Consider the following 16,785-nt stretch of genomic DNA (forward strand, 5'->3'; position numbering starts at 1 on the left):
TAGGGAACATTTTCGGAGAAAATCTCATGACTGACACAACCGTACAAGCTATTCCTCATGCCGCGGCGAACGCGGAGGACACGCAAGACGCCCGTAGGGCGGCTGAAGTGTCCTCAGCGTTCGCCGCGGAATCTTGCCTCGTTTGTAGGGAAGTGCTTGAAAAGGCCGCCCGCCGGACGTTTACCGCCGAATACAAAGAGCGCATCTTGACCCAGGCTGATGCGTGTAGCGAACCGGGCTGCATCGGCAAGTTGCTGCGCACAGAGGGATTATATTCCTCACATCTCAGCAAATGGCGCAGCGAACGTGAGCAGGCCATCCGCGCCGGTCTATCCAAGCCGCGTGGCCGCAAACCTTCGGACAAGAATCCGTTAGCCGCTGAAAATGCTCGTCTGCAAGCCGAAATTCAGCGTTTGCAGGCATGCCTAACACAGGCGGAGGCTATCATCGATGTCCAAAAAAAACTTTCGCAACTGCTGGGCTTGTGCGAGATTCCAGCCCACACCGGGAGAGCATCATGAAGGCCACGCTTGAACTCAGCCGTGAGGTTGGCGTTAAGGCCGCCTGCGAGGCGCTCAACTTCAACCGTGCCTCGTTTTATCGCGCACAACAAGATCGCTCTTCGTGGCCGGTCGAACGTCCGCGCCCGCCGCTGGCACTGAGTACGGACGAAGAGCTACACGTCCTGGCGCATCTGCACAGCGAGCGTTTCATGGATTGCTCGCCTTATCAGGTCTATGCGGCGCTGCTCGACGAGGGCGTTTACCTGTGCTCCATCAGCACCCTCTATCGCATCCTGGTGCGCCACCAGGAAGTGCGCGAGCGCCGCAACCAGCTTCGTCGTCCCAACTACACCAAGCCCGAGTTACTCGCCACTGCGCCCAACCAAGTATGGTCATGGGATATCACCAAACTCAAAGGCCCGGCCAAATGGACGTATTTCTACCTCTACGTCATTATCGACATTTTCAGCCGCTGCGTGGTCGGCTGGATGGTAGCGCACCGCGAATCCACCGAGCTGGCTAAGCGACTGATTGGCGAAAGCTGTACTCGGCAAACTATCCGTGAAGGCCAATTGACTATTCACGCCGACCGCGGCAGCAGTATGACCTCCAAAGGCGTCGAGCAACTGCTGGCTGACCTGGGCGTGACCAAAACCCATTCACGGCCCCATGTCTCCAACGACAACCCGTATTCCGAGGCGCAGTTCAAGACCTTGAAATACCGACCGGGCTTTCCGGCTCAATTCGGCGCTATCGAAGATGCCAGAAGCTTTTGCGGAACGTTCTTCGACTGGTACAACCATGACCACTATCACTCCGGCATTGCACTGTTAACCCCGGCCAGCGTTCACAGCGGCCAAGCCGTCGAGATAGTTACGCAGCGCACGCAAGTCCTGCATGCCGCATTCGAGCGCAATCCGGAACGCTTCAAAAACCGCCAACCCCATGCCCAAGCCGTACCTGAAGCCGCTTGGATTAACCCGCCCCCTTCACGGACGGCAAATGAGGCTCTCGACCAGGAAAACTAAACTCACAATCTACACTAATTTTTTATTATGGGTGTCTCAAAATCATTGACATATACCGCAGTGAGCAGTGAGCAGTGAGCAGTGAGCAGTGAGCAGTGAGCAGTGAGCAGTGAAATGATGTGGCATTTCGAGTTCTTGTCAAGCTCCACCATTCCCCCGGTAAATGTCGACGTAGTTGTCGCATGAGTTGAAAATCAAGGTACGGTAATATGATTTTAAAATCGCAAGAAATTCTGCGGGAAATGGAATTGTGTGACAAAATCCCTTATAAAAAGTAGCCTTATTATTGACAGAACGTTTTTTATTATTAAGAAGCATCGTCGGCAAACCCATAACTGATGTTGCGCAGGATCCCAAGAAGCCGATTATGTTATTTGATCGACATATACCTTTCGCACTTCAAATTTCGGCAGTGTCTTAGGAGGCGCAGGGGTGCTCGGCTAAGGCTTTGCCAGCATGGAGCTGGCATAGAGTCTACATGGATGTATTCACGGCGTCCTTTGACGGGCACCCCGGTGCCGAATTTTGATCCGCGATAAGTATAATTGAAGCTGTCCCGGCGAGCGGCGCATCAGCGATGGTAGAAGACATGCTCTATGGCTTTTTGACGGCGCGCGCCAAAAAAAATCCGGACGGACGGTAACGAAGTCATGTGTTGGCCGTATGATCATTGCAGTAGACGCTCGGCATGCGGAATCGACTTGCTCAATGCCCTAGACTAGGCAAGTCAAGGCGTTTCGCCAATCTATGAAACCCACAGCGGCATTGGCTTCTCTTAACCCGATCGAAAAATCGCCAACAAAGTTGAACGACTTACAAAGATAGCCCGACAACTGCAAGCTCTCCGGGCAGCATAAAATTTAGTTCATAAAAATTGAAACACAAGGGATTATGAAGCTTTTCAATACAAGATTTTGTTTGGATATATTGTCGATTTTTGGACTTTATTTCTTCTTCGTCAAACTGAGCGATTTGTTTGCCGGCACCTTTGCAAATCAAGAAATGATTTGGTTTCCTTCGGGTTTTGCATTGGCCTATATGTTGATAAGAGGTGCCTCTTCGGCAGTCTTGATAGTTTGCAGCGCTTTCGTAACCCACATCGTTTCTGGTGCCGATATTATACCTTCGCTCTTCTGGGCTTTAGGAAACACACTAGAGCCATTATTAGGCTTGGCCTTGTTAAGGCGCATAAACTTCGATCCGCGATTAGTCGACATTAAGTCGTATTACGTCTTGCTAATTTTTGGAGCGGGAGTCGCGTCGATATGCGCAGCTTCACTGAATATATTGGTTTGGATAGTCCTTAACGGCCTGACACTTGAAGAGTATGGCGCCTGGGCCTCATCGACTTGGTTGAGTCATACGCTTGGCATTATGTTGCTTACACCATTGATCCTGATTTTTTATTATCAACGACATGGCTTTACGCTAAAGCAACGTAAATTGGAATTCGTATTGTTCTTGCTGTTAACGCTAATTCTTGAGCGACTTAGCGCCTTTAGCCTTACGCAACATTGGCAAACGGCTCAGTTCGAGAGCTTTTGGATGTTTTTGTTGATGATCTTTACCGCGTTGCGTTTGGGACGACACGGTGTCTCGATAGGTTTGCTGATTATCGTTCTATCGTGCGGCTTGCGAGTCGAAAGTCACCACCCTATAGATTTGTCTTATTTGGATTTTTGGCTTCATCACATGGCCTTAGTCATTTGTAGTATGACACTGGCAATCGCCCTCTATGAGCAACGCTTCACCGAAAAGAAATTCGACTCCGAAGCGATCAAGTACAAAACCTTGGTGAATATGCTGCCGGACATGGTTTGGCTCAAAGATCCGCAATTGAATTATTTAGCGTGCAATCAAGCTTTCGAGCGTTTTTTACAAAATTCTTGCGATAGCATAATCGGCAAAAACGATCATGCTTTGTTCGAGAAATGGCTTGCCGATCATTACAGGGAAAGCGATCAACGAACATTGACGATGCGCGAACCGTTATTTCTGCAAGAGCAACTGCAACACAGAGAACAGGGCGACGAACGTCATCTCGAGATCGTGAAAACACCGATTTTCGGGACCGACGGAAAATTAATTTCGCTGTTGGGCGTGGCGCGCGATGTTACGGACTTCGTCAACACCAGCAACGAGTTAAAAGCCAGTGAGGCAAGAGCGCACGCCATTATCGAGGCGACGCCGGTGCCGATGGCCCTCAGTGGCGACCGAGGCCGAATCCTCTATGTCAACCCGGCTTTTAAACGAACTTTCGGATACGATCCGAGCGATGTTCAGACAGTTGACGACTGGTGGGCCAGGGCAATTCCGGACGAGGCAAAGCGGCAAGAAGCGATCGGCAAGTGGCGCAATTTACTCAACCGAACTGAATTCGAACACTCGGATGTAATCGATCGGGAGATTTCCATACAAGACAAATCAGCCGCGACACATCAAGTTTTACTGACGGTCAGTCGAGTCAATCGGAATGATTGCTTGATGGTGCTATTCGACATTACCGAACATAAACGTTTGCGCAAAAACAACAGTCGTTTTTATCGTAGCATCGCCGCCAGCATCAATGAGATCTATATATTCGAAGCCGAATCCTTGCGCTTCAGCTTCGTCAATGCAGGAGCGTTAGCTAATTTAGGCTACAGCATGGCTGAGTTGAAGAAAATAACGCCGCTGGATATCAAGCCCGCCTATTCGCTGACCGATTTCAACCGATTAATAGAGCCGCTCAAACGTCACGAGAAGCCGGGACAACTGTTCGAGACGGTGCATCGACGCAAGGACGGCAGCTTATACGACGTCGAAGTACACTTGCAATTGTTCGAACCGATTGATGAGCCGCCGTATTTTTTGGCGATCGTCTTGGATATCACCGAAATAAAACAGCTCGAAGCAAAAATGAGCACGTTGGTAGATGCCGTCAACGCCATTATTTGGTCGATCGATGCCGATTTAAGGATCGACTATGTATCGCAACAAGCTTTGCAAATATTGGGATTCGATACGACAGCAATTATTGGAAAGCCGATTATTTCGGTGCTGGAATCGGATCGGTTTCATGCAGCGGAACGGCCGGTTCTATTAAAGGCTTTCCAAGAACTACTCGAGAAGCATGTTCCAATCAAAAACCTAGAACATCGAATCAAAGACGCCAATGACCAATGGAAATGGATGGCAGTCAGCATGACGCCAATCCTGGATGCCAATCATGCGCTGCAAAAGATCGTCGGCGTCGTCCATGACCTGAGTTTGCAAAAACGGGCCGAGGAACAATTGCGCTCACTCAATTCCGAATTGGACCGGCGTGTCCGGCAAGAGGTTTTCGCTAATCGGAAAAAAGATCTGTTGCTGCAACAACAAAATAGGATGGCGGCGCTGGGCGAAATGATTGGCAACATTGCTCACCAATGGCGCCAGCCTTTAAATGCTCTGGCCATCATCCTGATGGATCTTGAAGATGCTTTCGTACATGGCGAAGCAACGGCCGAAACCATCAGACATTCTATTGACCGATCGAACGAGTTGTTGTCCAAGATGTCCTCGACCATCGACGATTTCCGCAATTTTTTTAAAAACGACAAGACACTCGAGAAAACAGAAATTTCACAAGTCGTCACCGAAACCCTTGGTTTGCTCGAGGCGACATTGACCCTTAGCCATATTCAATTGCATGTGACAGAGAAAATCCCCGGCATCACCGGATATATCCATGCCGGTGAATTATCTCAAGCCATTTTGTGCCTGATCAACAATGCCAAGGATCAAATAGTCAAAAAGCAAATGGTTCAGGGGCTTATCTATGTTGAAATCGATACTGATGACGATTGGTGCATCATACGCGTCGAGGACAATGGCGGCGGTATCGCTGAGCACGATTGGCCGAAACTATTCGATCCTTACTTTACGACTAAACCCCAAGGAAGCGGCTTGGGGCTCTACATTACCAAGTTGACGGTCGAGCAGTCGATGCATGGTAGGGTTCTTGTTGAGAATACCGACCTAGGCGCTAGGTTTAGCCTGTTTTTACCCAAACATCCCAATATGGAGCTATTCAGATGGACAGAACCGAACAACCCTTGAGTAAACCGGCATTATCGTTGAACAACGTATCGATCTTATGTGTCGAGGATGAACACGAGCCGCGCAAAGTGCTAGCCAATTACTTAAGAAGGCGAGGCGCAACGGTTTTCGAAGCCGAAAACGGACAAGAAGGTTTACGCTTATTCGAGTCCCATCGGCCGGATATTGTGGTTTCCGATATCCGTATGCCGGTCATGGACGGCATCGCGATGTGCCAAACGATCAGAAAGCTCGATGCCGACGCGGCGATGCTTTTTTTAACGGCTCACAGCGATACGGGGCTACTGCAGAAAGCGATCGATTTGGAGACGATTCAATACATCATCAAACCGGTTAATGCCGATTCGTTGAACTCCGCATTTCGAACAGCGCTGGATAAACTTCATAAAAAGCATAGCCTTAACGAAACGTTGAATCAATTGCATACGACAATCGAACTGCAGCAAGAAGAAACAGAACGACTGCAAGGTTATGTCTCTCAAATGATAGGCAATGATCGAAATATTGCCGTACACGCAATAACCCGGCCCAGGGATAAAATTAGCGGCGACTTTTACACAATCGAGCATACCGAAACCGAGCTGTATGTATTGCTTGCCGACGGTATGGGACATGGCTTGTCGGCGATTTTACCGGCGCTCAACATTCCCAAGAAATTTCGAGAATTGGCTGGCCGGGGATTCAGCTTGAGTCGAATAGCCGACGAATTGAATCAAGCCTTGTATGATCAGCATTTATCGGGACACTTTTTGGTCGCAACACTGATAAAACTCGATCCGCGACAATGCCTAATCGAGGTGGTCAATTGCGGCAATCCGCCGGTTTTACTGACGGACAGTAATGGACGGATCGTTCATACTTTTCCATCCAATCATCTGGCGTGGGGAATCGTCGGAGGTGACGATTTTCTACCTGAGGTACAAGGGTTTCATTGCGATACAACAGCGAAGTTATATATATTCAGCGATGGTTTGACCGAATTATTAGAGCATCAAACTCAAAAGCAAGGTCTTGAGACACTCATCGAACAAATAGCCGAGACCGGCCATAACAGTTATTTGAATCGAATCGACGGCTATTTGAAAAGTATCCCGAAAACGCTCTATCACGATGACATCACCCTACTCGAGATTGCGTATGGCCCGGAGTTACTGGACCAACAAGACAACAGGGTTAATGACTCCGTATTACACCTCCCTCGACAAAAAAACGATACGACCGACGATTTATCGCCGCTCAAATGGATATCGGTACTCTATGTCGAAGATGATCCCGACTCGCTAGCCTGCTTATCGAAATTTTTGCAGCGCCGTGTCGGCGTCTTATACACTGCTGAAAATGCCGAAACGGGCTTGCGCTTATACAAAAAATACCGTCCCAATTTGGTGATTTGCGATATTGTCTTGCCCGAGATGAATGGTTTGCAGTTGGTCGAACATATTCGCGTATGCGACCCCAACGTGCCCATCATCCTTATCAGCGGCATTGAACCGGGACCTGGTCGTGTCGCGCAAGTCGAAGCAATGCTTGATCTGGAAATCAATAAGTTTCTCGCCAAGCCTCTAACTGAGGACAAATTGGTTAGTACGATTCTTCAATGCATCAAGCACCTGAAATATATCAACAGCTTGAAGTTGTCGGCATCGGTTTTCATGGCTTCGCCGTTGGCGATATCAATCACAGACCACAACCGAAACATCATTGCGATCAACCCGGCTTTTACCGCGATTACCGGCTATACGTTCGCCGAAGTCGAAGGCTGTAATCCTAGAATTCTCAGTTCCGGAAAACATGACTCCGAGTTTTACCGGCAGATGTGGAAATCCTTGAATACTACCGACCGATGGTCCGGAGAGATATGGAACCGGCGTAAAAATGGCGAATTGTTTCTCGAATGGATCACGGTCAATGCTATTCGGGATGAAGAAGGCACTCTCACGCATTATGCATCGGTATTTTCGGATATTACGCAACGAGCCGTCGCGGAAGATAAAATCCGCTATTTGGCTCATCACGACCCATTGACCGGTTTACCTAATCGCGTATTGATGCTGGATCGATTGAATACCGCGATATTACAGGCGCAAAGAGATCGCAGCCAATTGGCGGTCATTTGTCTGGATATCGATAATTTTAAAACAGTCAACGATACCTTAGGGCATGGCTTTGGCGATGAGTTAGTCAAAGATTTCGCGCAATCGGTGCTGTCGTCAATCCGTGAATCCGACACACTCAGCCGCTTGGGAGGTGATGAGTTCGCGATACTGTTGCCGCGAATCAGTTCCAGGGAAGCCGCAGCAAGACTAGCCGATAAAATTTTCCACGCGGTCAAAAAAACCTATCGTTTAGCCGAACGGGAATTGCACATCAGTTTCAGCATGGGGATTAGCTTGTTTCCGGACGACGGCGACAATACCGAAGCCCTTCTGAAGCATGCCGATAGCGCGATGTATCTGGCCAAGAATAAAGGCCGCAACAATTACCAGTTTTTCAACCAAAAGCTCGAAAGCCAAGCCGAAAGGTACATGCTGATACAACATGGTTTGCATCGCGCATTGAAGTTGAAAGAGTTTTATATTCACTATCAGCCAAAATTCGCGCTCGATAGTTCCTTAATTGTCGGTGCCGAGGCATTGCTGAGATGGCGCAGTCCGACTCTCGAAGACATAACGCCCGCCGAATTTATTCCAATCGCCGAAGAGACCGGCTATATCGTCGATATCGGGTGCTGGGTGATTGAGCAGGTCTGTCAAACATTAGCCGCATGGAAGGCTACAGGTATCAATTTGGTGCCGATCGCGGTCAATATTTCGCCGATACAATTTCATCGCGGCAACATCAAGAAGGCATTGTTGAAATCGACGATCAATCACCGTTTGGATCCGTCATTGCTGCAAATCGAATTGACCGAAGGCGTAGTCATGAGCGGGCAGCAAAAAACCGTACAGCAATTGCAAGAACTCAAGGACTTGCGCTTCTCGATATCGATAGATGATTTCGGTACCGGTTATTCCAGTCTCAGCTATTTGCGAGAACTGCCGATAGACGAGCTCAAGATCGATCGCTCGTTCATCATGGAAATATCCGACGAATCGAGCTTTAATAATCCGCACTTGACCGCCATCCCTTGCGCCGTCATCGATCTCGCGAAAAATCTGGGTTTGAATCTAGTAGCCGAAGGCGTCGAAACCGAAATACAAAGCCGTTTTCTCATGCAAAAAGGTTGTAATGTCATTCAGGGGTATTTGTTTAGCGCACCAGTGGACAAGGACAGGATGTGGGAATTGTTGAAAGAGTATTCGTGAAATAGTGAGCGGTGAGCGGTGAGCGGTGAGCGGTGAGCGGTGAGCGGTGAGCGGTGAGCGGTGAGCGGTGAAATGATGCAGTATTTAATTCGCTTGTCAAGCGCCGATTTCACCTTTCACCTTTCACCTTTCACCTTTCACCTTTCACCTTTCACCTTTCACCTTTCACCTTTCACCTTTCACCTTTCACCTTTCACCTTTCACCTTTCACCTTTCACCTTTCACCTTTCACCTTTCACCTTTCACCTTTCACCTTTCACCTTTCACCTTTCACCTTTCACCTTTCACCTTTCACCTTTCACCTTTCACCTTTCACCTTTCACCTTTCACCTTTCACCTTTCACCTTTCACCTTTCACCTTTCACCTTTCACCTTTCACCTTTCACCTATTTCTTCCTTATATAAAAAATCTGTTTATTTTCTTCTTTTAAATAATCGAGAATCCGGTGCCCGGTTTGATCGGAATAAACCCCGATATCCAAATGCGCGGCGGGGTCGGTTGCGATGACTTTGACCACATGGCCGCTCATCATTTGCTGCAGAGCTTTTTTCAAACGCAACAAGGGCAATGGGCAATTTAGGCCGGAGGCATCGACTTCAATATCGTATTCAATCATGATTCAGTTTAAATTTTCAGTACAATCCGAGGAGTCGCTATAATATACTTCGCGCGGTCAAACTTGGCAGCTTTCTGACGCGCTCTTTTGTCCAGTAGCTGCGTTGCGAAAACAGTTTCATAGCTCGCTATGCGCCTGTTTTCGCGCCTTGCTACCGAACAAAATAGCATTGCCATAAAAGCCGCAAATATGGCCGTGCGAAGTATATCACTCTCGAACCCATACGCGAATCGCCAAACCCAATGGACTATTTTCCGATTTTTTTCAAATTGACCGGCCAACCCTGCCTGGTCGTCGGGGCCGGAGAAATTGCCGCCCGCAAAATCGATCTGCTCGCTAGAGCCGAAGCCGACATTACCGTCATCGCCGAAGACATCGGCGAAACGGTCGCCGCAATGGCCGAACGCTGTCAATTGACGATCAAACAAAAATCTTTTCAACCCGAAGACCTTGAAAACTTTACATTGGTCGTTTCGGCAACTAACCGGCTTGAAACCAACCAACAGGTTTCAAAATCCGCACACGAACGCAACATACCGGTCAATGTCGTAGACAGCCCGCAGCTTTGCTCGTTCATTTTTCCAGCCATTATCGATCGTTCACCGTTGATCGCAGCCGTATCGTCAGGCGGAGCCGCACCGGTGCTAGCACGTCTACTTCGCGCAAAAATCGAAACCTTGATTCCGTCAGGGTACGGCCGCTTGGCGCAACTGGCTGAGAAATTCAGACCCTTGGTTAAACGGCAAATCGACTCTCCGGCTCTGCGTAAAATTTTCTGGGAAAACACCTTTCAAGGAGCGGTGGCGGAACTCTTGTTTGCCGGAAAAGACGAAGAAGCCGAACAACAACTGCAAAAATCCTTGCACGAACATCAAAGCGCCAAGCCCCAAGGCGAAGTCTATCTAATAGGCGCCGGCCCGGGCGACCCTGACCTGCTCACATTTAAAGCCCTGCGCTTAATGCAACAAGCCGATGTCGTCGTTTACGATCGCCTGGTTGCGCCGGCCATCTTGGATCTAGCTCGCCGCGATAGCACCAAAATTTATGTCGGCAAACAGCGTAGCGAGCATAGCCTGCCGCAAGACCAGATCAACGAATTGCTGGCCGATTTAGCCAAACAAGGCAAACGCGTGGCGCGGGTTAAGGGCGGCGACCCCTTCATCTTCGGGCGCGGCGGCGAGGAAATCGAAACGCTGATGGAGCAAGGCATTCATTTTCAAGTCGTCCCCGGTATTACCGCCGCATCGGGTTGCGCATCTTATTCGGGCATTCCTTTAACCCACCGGGATCATGCGCAATCCGTTACCTTTGTCACCGGCCATTTGAAAGACGACACCATCAACCTTAACTGGCAACAACTCGCAAAACCGAATCAAACGCTCGTCATTTACATGGGCCTGGTCGGCCTACCGATTATTTGCCGCTCGCTGATCGAACACGGCGCCAGCGAAAATTTACCGGCCGCATTGATTCAACAAGGTACAACCGATCGGCAGCGCGTTTTTACCGGTACGTTGAGTACCCTGCCCGAAATTGCCGCAAAACAAGATATTACACCGCCAACATTGATCATTATCGGCACTGTCGTCTCCTTACATGAAAAACTTCAATGGTTTACCGGCAATCAAGCCGCAACCGTCTTATGAGAACGCCGATATGATCATCCGGGCTATCCTAGCACTCTGGTTTGTCGCAATATCGACCGGGTGCGACCGAACGCCGAAAGCCGATAAAACGGTGGTATTGGCTAATGACGGCATTTTTTCCGCCGCACTGACCGATCATTATGCGTTAATCGGAAGAACCTCGGGACCAGCCGAACTATGGCAATTAAAACCCAGAGCGCTATTACATAGCTGGAAGCACCTCGAAGATGAAAGCGGCATCGTCCATGCCGCCATTTCAGGAAACGAACGCTACGCCGTCACCGCGCAGCGCGACTCGATTGCTTGGTGGCGAATCGCAGACGGCGCACTGCTGAATGTTTGGAGCCTACCCGGAATCGGTTCGCTCAGCTTATCCCATGACGGCTTTCACGCCTTGATCGGACTGCCGGATAAAGCTGTCTATTTTGCATTGAATCAAGGACTAACGCTTTACGCCTTCCCGCACGACAAGGCCGTTTTAACTACCTCGCTGGACCGAATCGGTCACTATGCATTAACCGGGTCGGAAGACAGCACTGCAAAATTATGGGACTTGACCAACGGCACGCTAAAATTCAGTTGGCCGCACCACAATAAATTGGCAACTGTGGCATTAAGCGATGACGGACAATACGCATTGACCAATGCGGCCTTGAGTCAAGTTCATATTTGGAAAACATCAACCGGCAAAGTGCATAAAGACGTCGGCCCCAAACTGCTAACCTTATCCGCCGCGCGCTTTTCCCGCGATAGTAAATATGTAGTTACCGGCCGCACCTCGCAACGCATCGATCTTTGGCGAGTCAGTACCGGCAAACTCGAAAAGCTTTGGCGCCCCAAAAAAGAAGACGCCTGGCGCCCTTCGGCCGCAACTATATTGTCTCTTAGCTTTACCGATAATGAATCGAAAATATGGAGCATCGCCGCCAACGGCTACCTCCAACGCTGGAAAAAATAAGGCTGTGTCGCGTTAATATATACCTTTCGCACTTCAAATTTCGGCAGCGCCAGAGGAGGCGCCTGGGTGTCCGATAAAGGCTTTGCCAGCATGGAGCTGGCATAGAGCCTACATGGACGTATTTACCCAGCACCTAAATTCGATAGCCCATTGGCCATGGTTAATTGTCTTGGATAATTCATCCAGCACCTAAATTAAGCCATGATTTTGAATCATTGCCAAAGACCTATGGAATTTAGGTGCTGGATTTAGGTACTGGGTTTACGGCACCCTTTGACGGGCACCCTAAGGCCGAATTTTCATCTACGATGAGTATAAATAATGATTCCGGTTCAGTTTATATTCAGCCGCAATAAGAATAATACACCCCAACAAAGCGATATTTTTCAATTGAAATGCCAAAGAATCAGCCCTGCTGACTTAAATCTTTAGCATGAATTGGACAAGATCCGTTCTTTGTTTCAAAACCATACTATTATCCTCCAGCCGAAGGCAATGGCTAACCGGAACACGGAAGTACCGGAACTTTTTGTACAACGCGTTATTGCTTAATAAACTCATAGCGAATCAGTCAACTTTTTACGAGGCTCAAACCTATGATTTACGATTACCCGTATTCGCTTCATTATCGGCGATTGAGTTTGACTTCAAAACCCAGCCACATGCATTCATAGGTCGTTATAAAGCAACAATCTACAAATACATTCTTCAAATACACCGAATAGTTACAGAAACGCAACCACGCTTATCTCGGAACTCAAGCGAAGCATTTCAGGAAATAATCCTAATAAAACAAACAAATTGTATTTGAATTTTTACGTTAAATCCCCTATTCTTTGCGGCTTTAACTTTTAATCGAACCGTAACCGGGTTATGGTTCTTTTTTAATCACCAAGAGAGGTCAAAAATGAAAAAATCCTTAATCGCAGCAGCAGGTTTCGCAGCCCTGGCTTTAAGCAGTCAAGCATTCGCAGCCAGTGACGTAAAAGTCGGCAAAAAAATCTATGATCGCGCATTCGGTCGCGGCTGCGGTGCTTGCCACGATATTTCATCAAATCCGCAATTACGTGAACTAATCAAAAGCGGAGCCTTAGACCGTGCAAAATTCGGCACTGTATTGAAAGAAGGCAAAGGCGGTATGCCGAAAGCAGTCGATCAAATCATGAGCTTGGGCCCTGTCAAAAAATCAGGCATGAGCGAAGAAGAAGCAATCGATTCTGTTTACGAATACCTGAGCAAATAAATAACAATAATCGTCGGTCAAACTTAAACGTTTGACCGATTTGCTTAAAAAAGCCGCTAACAATTACCCGTTAGCGGCTTTTTTTATACATTGGATTCGACACATTGCCCTCGCTCCCATCGCTCCTGCGTGGGAATACACACCGATTTTGCCTCGCCAGCCAAGGTATAGGTTCCCACGGAGGACCGTGGGAACCAGAAAAGTTGCGCTTTTTTTGGGCGGGGGATTCGCTCTTGCTTGTTTCATCGGTCACTGGGGACGCAAAGCGTAGGAACGACGAGTAATCGGTAGGAAGCGCAGGAGTCGGCCTTAAATGCCATCCACTGGTGCCGAATTTTGATCTACGATGGATATAAACAGCCGAACTTAGGATTTCGTGTAAATAACCACCTGGAACTATGAGCTTTGTTGAGGGTTCGGTAACTCGCTTAACAGGACGCCGTGAACCCAGCACCTAAATTCCATAGTCCATTGGCTATGATTAATTATCTTAGATAATTTAGGTGCTGGGTAAATACGTCCGTGTAGGCTTGACGGCGGCTTTCCCTGCCGCCGACACCTGGCCAATCGAGCAACCGAACCCTCCATAAAATAGGGAAGTTATTTTCGACCAAATCCTTAGAATTAATGCTTACCTAAAAAACCGCGCCGGTCATTTTGGTGAACCAGCCTTCTGCGCGTTCTAAACCAAACGCCGGCAATTGCCGCAAGCATCAACCCGCAGGAACCTAAAGTCAAATAGATCAGATTCTTTAATTGCGACATTTCAGCCAACAATTGTTCGTTATTGGCTTCAGAAGGGTTGGGTTTAGCCGCATCGGAATAAGAGCGCAACATCTTGACATCGTTCTTAAGATCCGCAATCGTCCCCAAAGAATAATTGACACTACCTAATTTCACGCTCTGCTCGAGCGTTGTCAATTTACTTTCTATCGAACCGCTAATCAAGCCGATCAACTGCGCTTTGAGAGTATCGATTTCAGCGGACATGGCAGGATTCTTAGTTTTAAATGCCTGCTCCACTTGAACGGCCTTTAAATGGTTGATAGCGTCCTGAGAAGGCATAAGAAAAAAACCCATCAGAAACACCATAGTTGTTAAAAAAAACACCGCATAGATCAAAACCCGGTTCACCTTCACCAGACTCTGATGCGACGGAATTCTTTCCACAACGATCAAACCACTGTCCCGTCCATTACCAGAGTTCGAATTTAGCTTTTCGCTCATTATTTCTTCCTCTCGATACGGAAATTCCTTAGCTGACAGCTTCCCCACCGAAATTTTTTATTATTGACAAAATTGACCCGCATAAATCGCTTTCATCCGATAACCGCGCAATAATGCCTAACACTCAGCGGTTTGAGATAAAAAATTAACCTGGCAATTATACAAGTTTAAATGAAATTGTCCTTCTTTTTATCGGGATCGCCAGCCAATCGGAAAGACAACCCCTCATCGGTTCAACGGCCTTTTTTTGCTGCAATACGCATTCTCAATGCATTCAATTTGATAAAGCCTTCGGCATCCTTTTGATTGTAGGCGCCCGCGTCGTCCTCGAAAGTCGCAATCGACTCATCAAACAAACTATCGGTATCGGAAGAACGGCCGGCCACAATGACATTGCCTTTATAGAGTTTGATTCTAACGGTACCGTTAACATTGACCTGCGATGCATCGATCATTTCCTGCAACATTTTCCGCTCAGGACTCCACCAATAACCGTTATAAATCAAACTGGCGTAACGCGGCATCAACTCATCCTTCAAATGCGCGACTTCTCTATCGAGCGTCAAAGACTCGATTGCTCGATGCGCTTTGAGCATGATCGTACCCGCAGGCGTTTCATAACAGCCGCGCGACTTCATACCGACATAACGGTTCTCGACAATATCGAGCCGACCGACGCCATTGGCGCCCGCGACTTTATTCAATTTCTCCAACACTTCGGCGGGCGAATGAGGCACGCCGTCGATCGCGACGATATCGCCGCCTTGGTAAGTCAATTCGATATAAGTCGGCTCATCGGGCGCCGCTTCCGGCGAAACCGACCAACGCCACATCGACTCCTCGGGTTCCGCCCAAGGATCTTCGAGAATACCGCCTTCATAAGAAATATGCAGTAAATTAGCATCCATCGAATAAGGCGAAGCCTTGCCGCGTTTCATTTCGACCGGAATACCGTGCTGCTCGGCATAGCTAAGCAATTTTTCGCGCGAGGTCAAATCCCACTCGCGCCACGGCGCGATGATATGAATATCGGGACGCAACGCATAAGCGCCCAACTCGAAACGAACCTGATCGTTGCCCTTGCCGGTCGCACCGTGAGAAATCGCCTCGGCGCCGGTTTCATTAGCGATTTCAATCAAACGTTTCGCAATCAACGGACGGGCAATCGACGTACCGAGCAAATATTCGCCTTCGTAAATCGTATTGGCGCGGAACATCGGAAACACGAAATCGCGCGCGAATTCCTCGCGCAGATCATCGATATAAATTTCCTTGATGCCCATGGCCTGAGCTTTTGCTCGCGCCGGCTCGACCTCTTCGCCCTGGCCGATATCGGCGGTAAATGTGACCACTTCGCAAGAATATACATCCTGCAACCATTTCAAAATGACCGACGTATCCAAACCGCCGGAATAAGCCAAAACCACTTTATTAATATCGGACATATCGCCTTAAAATACCTTGAGTTGAAAAATGCCGTGAATTATACCGTAAAAAAGCCGTAACAATAGCATCGAATCCTGCGTTAACCGGTTAATTGGTTAACATCCGAACGCAATAAGAGCAGTTTATGCGCGCGTTTCAATCGCTTGATGGCGATCTCGCGTTTCGTTGCGGAACTTCGGTCGTGCCCGCCTTCCAAATAAACCAGACGCGACGCTTGCCGCCCGCGAAAATATTTGGCGCCCAGCCTACCTTCCGAATGCTCCCGAAAACGCCGTTCAATATCATTGGTAATACCGGTATAAAGTGATTCGTCGCTACACAGAATCATATACACGAACCACTGCATCGCTGATTAATCGTCCTGCTTGATCTTGAAACTATGCACCCAAACCAAATGCTCCGGCTCCCAAGTCATGCCCGGATGCATCGACAGAATCAACGCGCGATAGCTTTCCAAATTCGGATAACCTTCCGCCTTGGCGTGCTCGTCGGTCATATCGCCTAATCGCTCGCGCTGCAAATCGGTTACGACGAATGCCGTGCCGTCCAACTCGAAAACCTCTCCCGGCCAAGCATAAACGCCGTCCCGGCGTTGTTGAGTTTTCACACCGGACTTAGCGGTCTCGATAAGCTTCGGATGACGAATCAAACGATCGATGGAACAGGTTTTCTCAGGGTATTGGGACATAATGACTAATTTCCAAAAACTCGAAAGTATAGCGGACCTGTCGT

General features: G+C 48.4%; 11 protein-coding genes. 6 read left to right on the top strand and 5 right to left on the bottom strand.

Annotated elements, in window-relative coordinates:
* The first annotated feature begins 26 nt into the window (after positions 1–26).
* The 3 genes from MEALZ_RS12865 to MEALZ_RS12875 all read left to right on the top strand — a co-directional run bounded on the left by MEALZ_RS12865 (position 27) and on the right by MEALZ_RS12875 (position 8,916).
* Positions 27–1,531 (top strand): IS3 family transposase gene (locus MEALZ_RS12865; RefSeq protein WP_408607025.1). Its coding sequence is split into 2 segments (ribosomal slippage): positions 27–465 and positions 465–1,531, totalling 1,506 coding nucleotides; the frame shifts between segments, so codons are not numbered across the junction.
* An 891-nt stretch (positions 1,532–2,422) separates the two neighbouring features.
* A complete protein-coding gene (locus MEALZ_RS20775; RefSeq protein ID WP_014149080.1) occupies positions 2,423–5,611 on the top strand; it encodes a PAS domain S-box protein in 3,189 nt (1,062 codons plus the stop codon).
* Positions 5,587–8,916 carry an EAL domain-containing protein gene (locus tag MEALZ_RS12875; protein ID WP_014149081.1) on the top strand — a complete coding sequence of 1,110 codons (3,330 nt, stop codon included), beginning with the start codon at positions 5,587–5,589 and terminating at the stop codon, positions 8,914–8,916. The genes MEALZ_RS20775 and MEALZ_RS12875 overlap by 25 nt, the downstream gene beginning before the upstream one ends.
* Positions 8,917–9,302: 386 nt before the next feature.
* Here MEALZ_RS12875 and MEALZ_RS12880 read toward each other — a convergent pair whose 3' ends face one another.
* Complete coding sequence (locus MEALZ_RS12880) at positions 9,303–9,533, bottom strand: sulfurtransferase TusA family protein (protein WP_014149082.1); 231 nt, start codon at positions 9,531–9,533, stop codon at positions 9,303–9,305.
* Between the two features lie 242 nt (positions 9,534–9,775).
* Here MEALZ_RS12880 and cysG point away from each other — a divergent pair, with 242 nt between their 5' ends.
* From cysG to MEALZ_RS12895, 3 genes are all read left to right on the top strand, one after another.
* Positions 9,776–11,179 (top strand): siroheme synthase CysG, encoded by a 1,404-nt coding sequence (cysG, locus tag MEALZ_RS12885; RefSeq protein WP_014149083.1) that lies wholly within the window; start codon positions 9,776–9,778, stop codon positions 11,177–11,179.
* Positions 11,130–12,137, top strand: coding sequence for a WD40 repeat domain-containing protein (locus MEALZ_RS12890; RefSeq protein ID WP_014149084.1), 1,008 nt, complete (start codon positions 11,130–11,132; stop codon positions 12,135–12,137). Before cysG ends, MEALZ_RS12890 begins: the two co-directional genes overlap by 50 nt.
* Before the next feature lie 907 nt (positions 12,138–13,044).
* A complete protein-coding gene (locus MEALZ_RS12895; protein ID WP_014149085.1) occupies positions 13,045–13,380 on the top strand; it encodes a c-type cytochrome in 336 nt (111 codons plus the stop codon).
* A 624-nt stretch (positions 13,381–14,004) separates the two neighbouring features.
* Here MEALZ_RS12895 and MEALZ_RS12900 read toward each other — a convergent pair.
* From MEALZ_RS12900 to MEALZ_RS12915, 4 genes are all read right to left on the bottom strand, one after another.
* Positions 14,005–14,607, bottom strand: a complete 603-nt coding sequence (locus tag MEALZ_RS12900) for a hypothetical protein (RefSeq protein WP_014149086.1) — start codon at positions 14,605–14,607, stop codon at positions 14,005–14,007.
* 233 nt (positions 14,608–14,840) lie between these two features.
* Positions 14,841–16,052 carry an argininosuccinate synthase gene (locus MEALZ_RS12905; RefSeq protein ID WP_014149087.1) on the bottom strand — a complete coding sequence of 404 codons (1,212 nt, stop codon included), beginning with the start codon at positions 16,050–16,052 and terminating at the stop codon, positions 14,841–14,843.
* Positions 16,053–16,132: 80 nt separating this feature from the next.
* Positions 16,133–16,399 (bottom strand): GIY-YIG nuclease family protein, encoded by a 267-nt coding sequence (locus tag MEALZ_RS12910; RefSeq protein WP_014149088.1) that lies wholly within the window; start codon positions 16,397–16,399, stop codon positions 16,133–16,135.
* Between the two features lie 6 nt (positions 16,400–16,405).
* Positions 16,406–16,741: an ASCH domain-containing protein gene (locus MEALZ_RS12915; RefSeq protein WP_017839251.1), complete on the bottom strand. Its 336-nt coding sequence runs from the start codon at positions 16,739–16,741 to the stop codon at positions 16,406–16,408.
* Between the last annotated feature and the right edge of the window lie 44 nt (positions 16,742–16,785).

The organism is Methylotuvimicrobium alcaliphilum 20Z (genome assembly GCF_000968535.2).
In the GTDB taxonomy this organism is placed as follows: Bacteria; Pseudomonadota; Gammaproteobacteria; order Methylococcales; family Methylomonadaceae; genus Methylotuvimicrobium; species Methylotuvimicrobium alcaliphilum.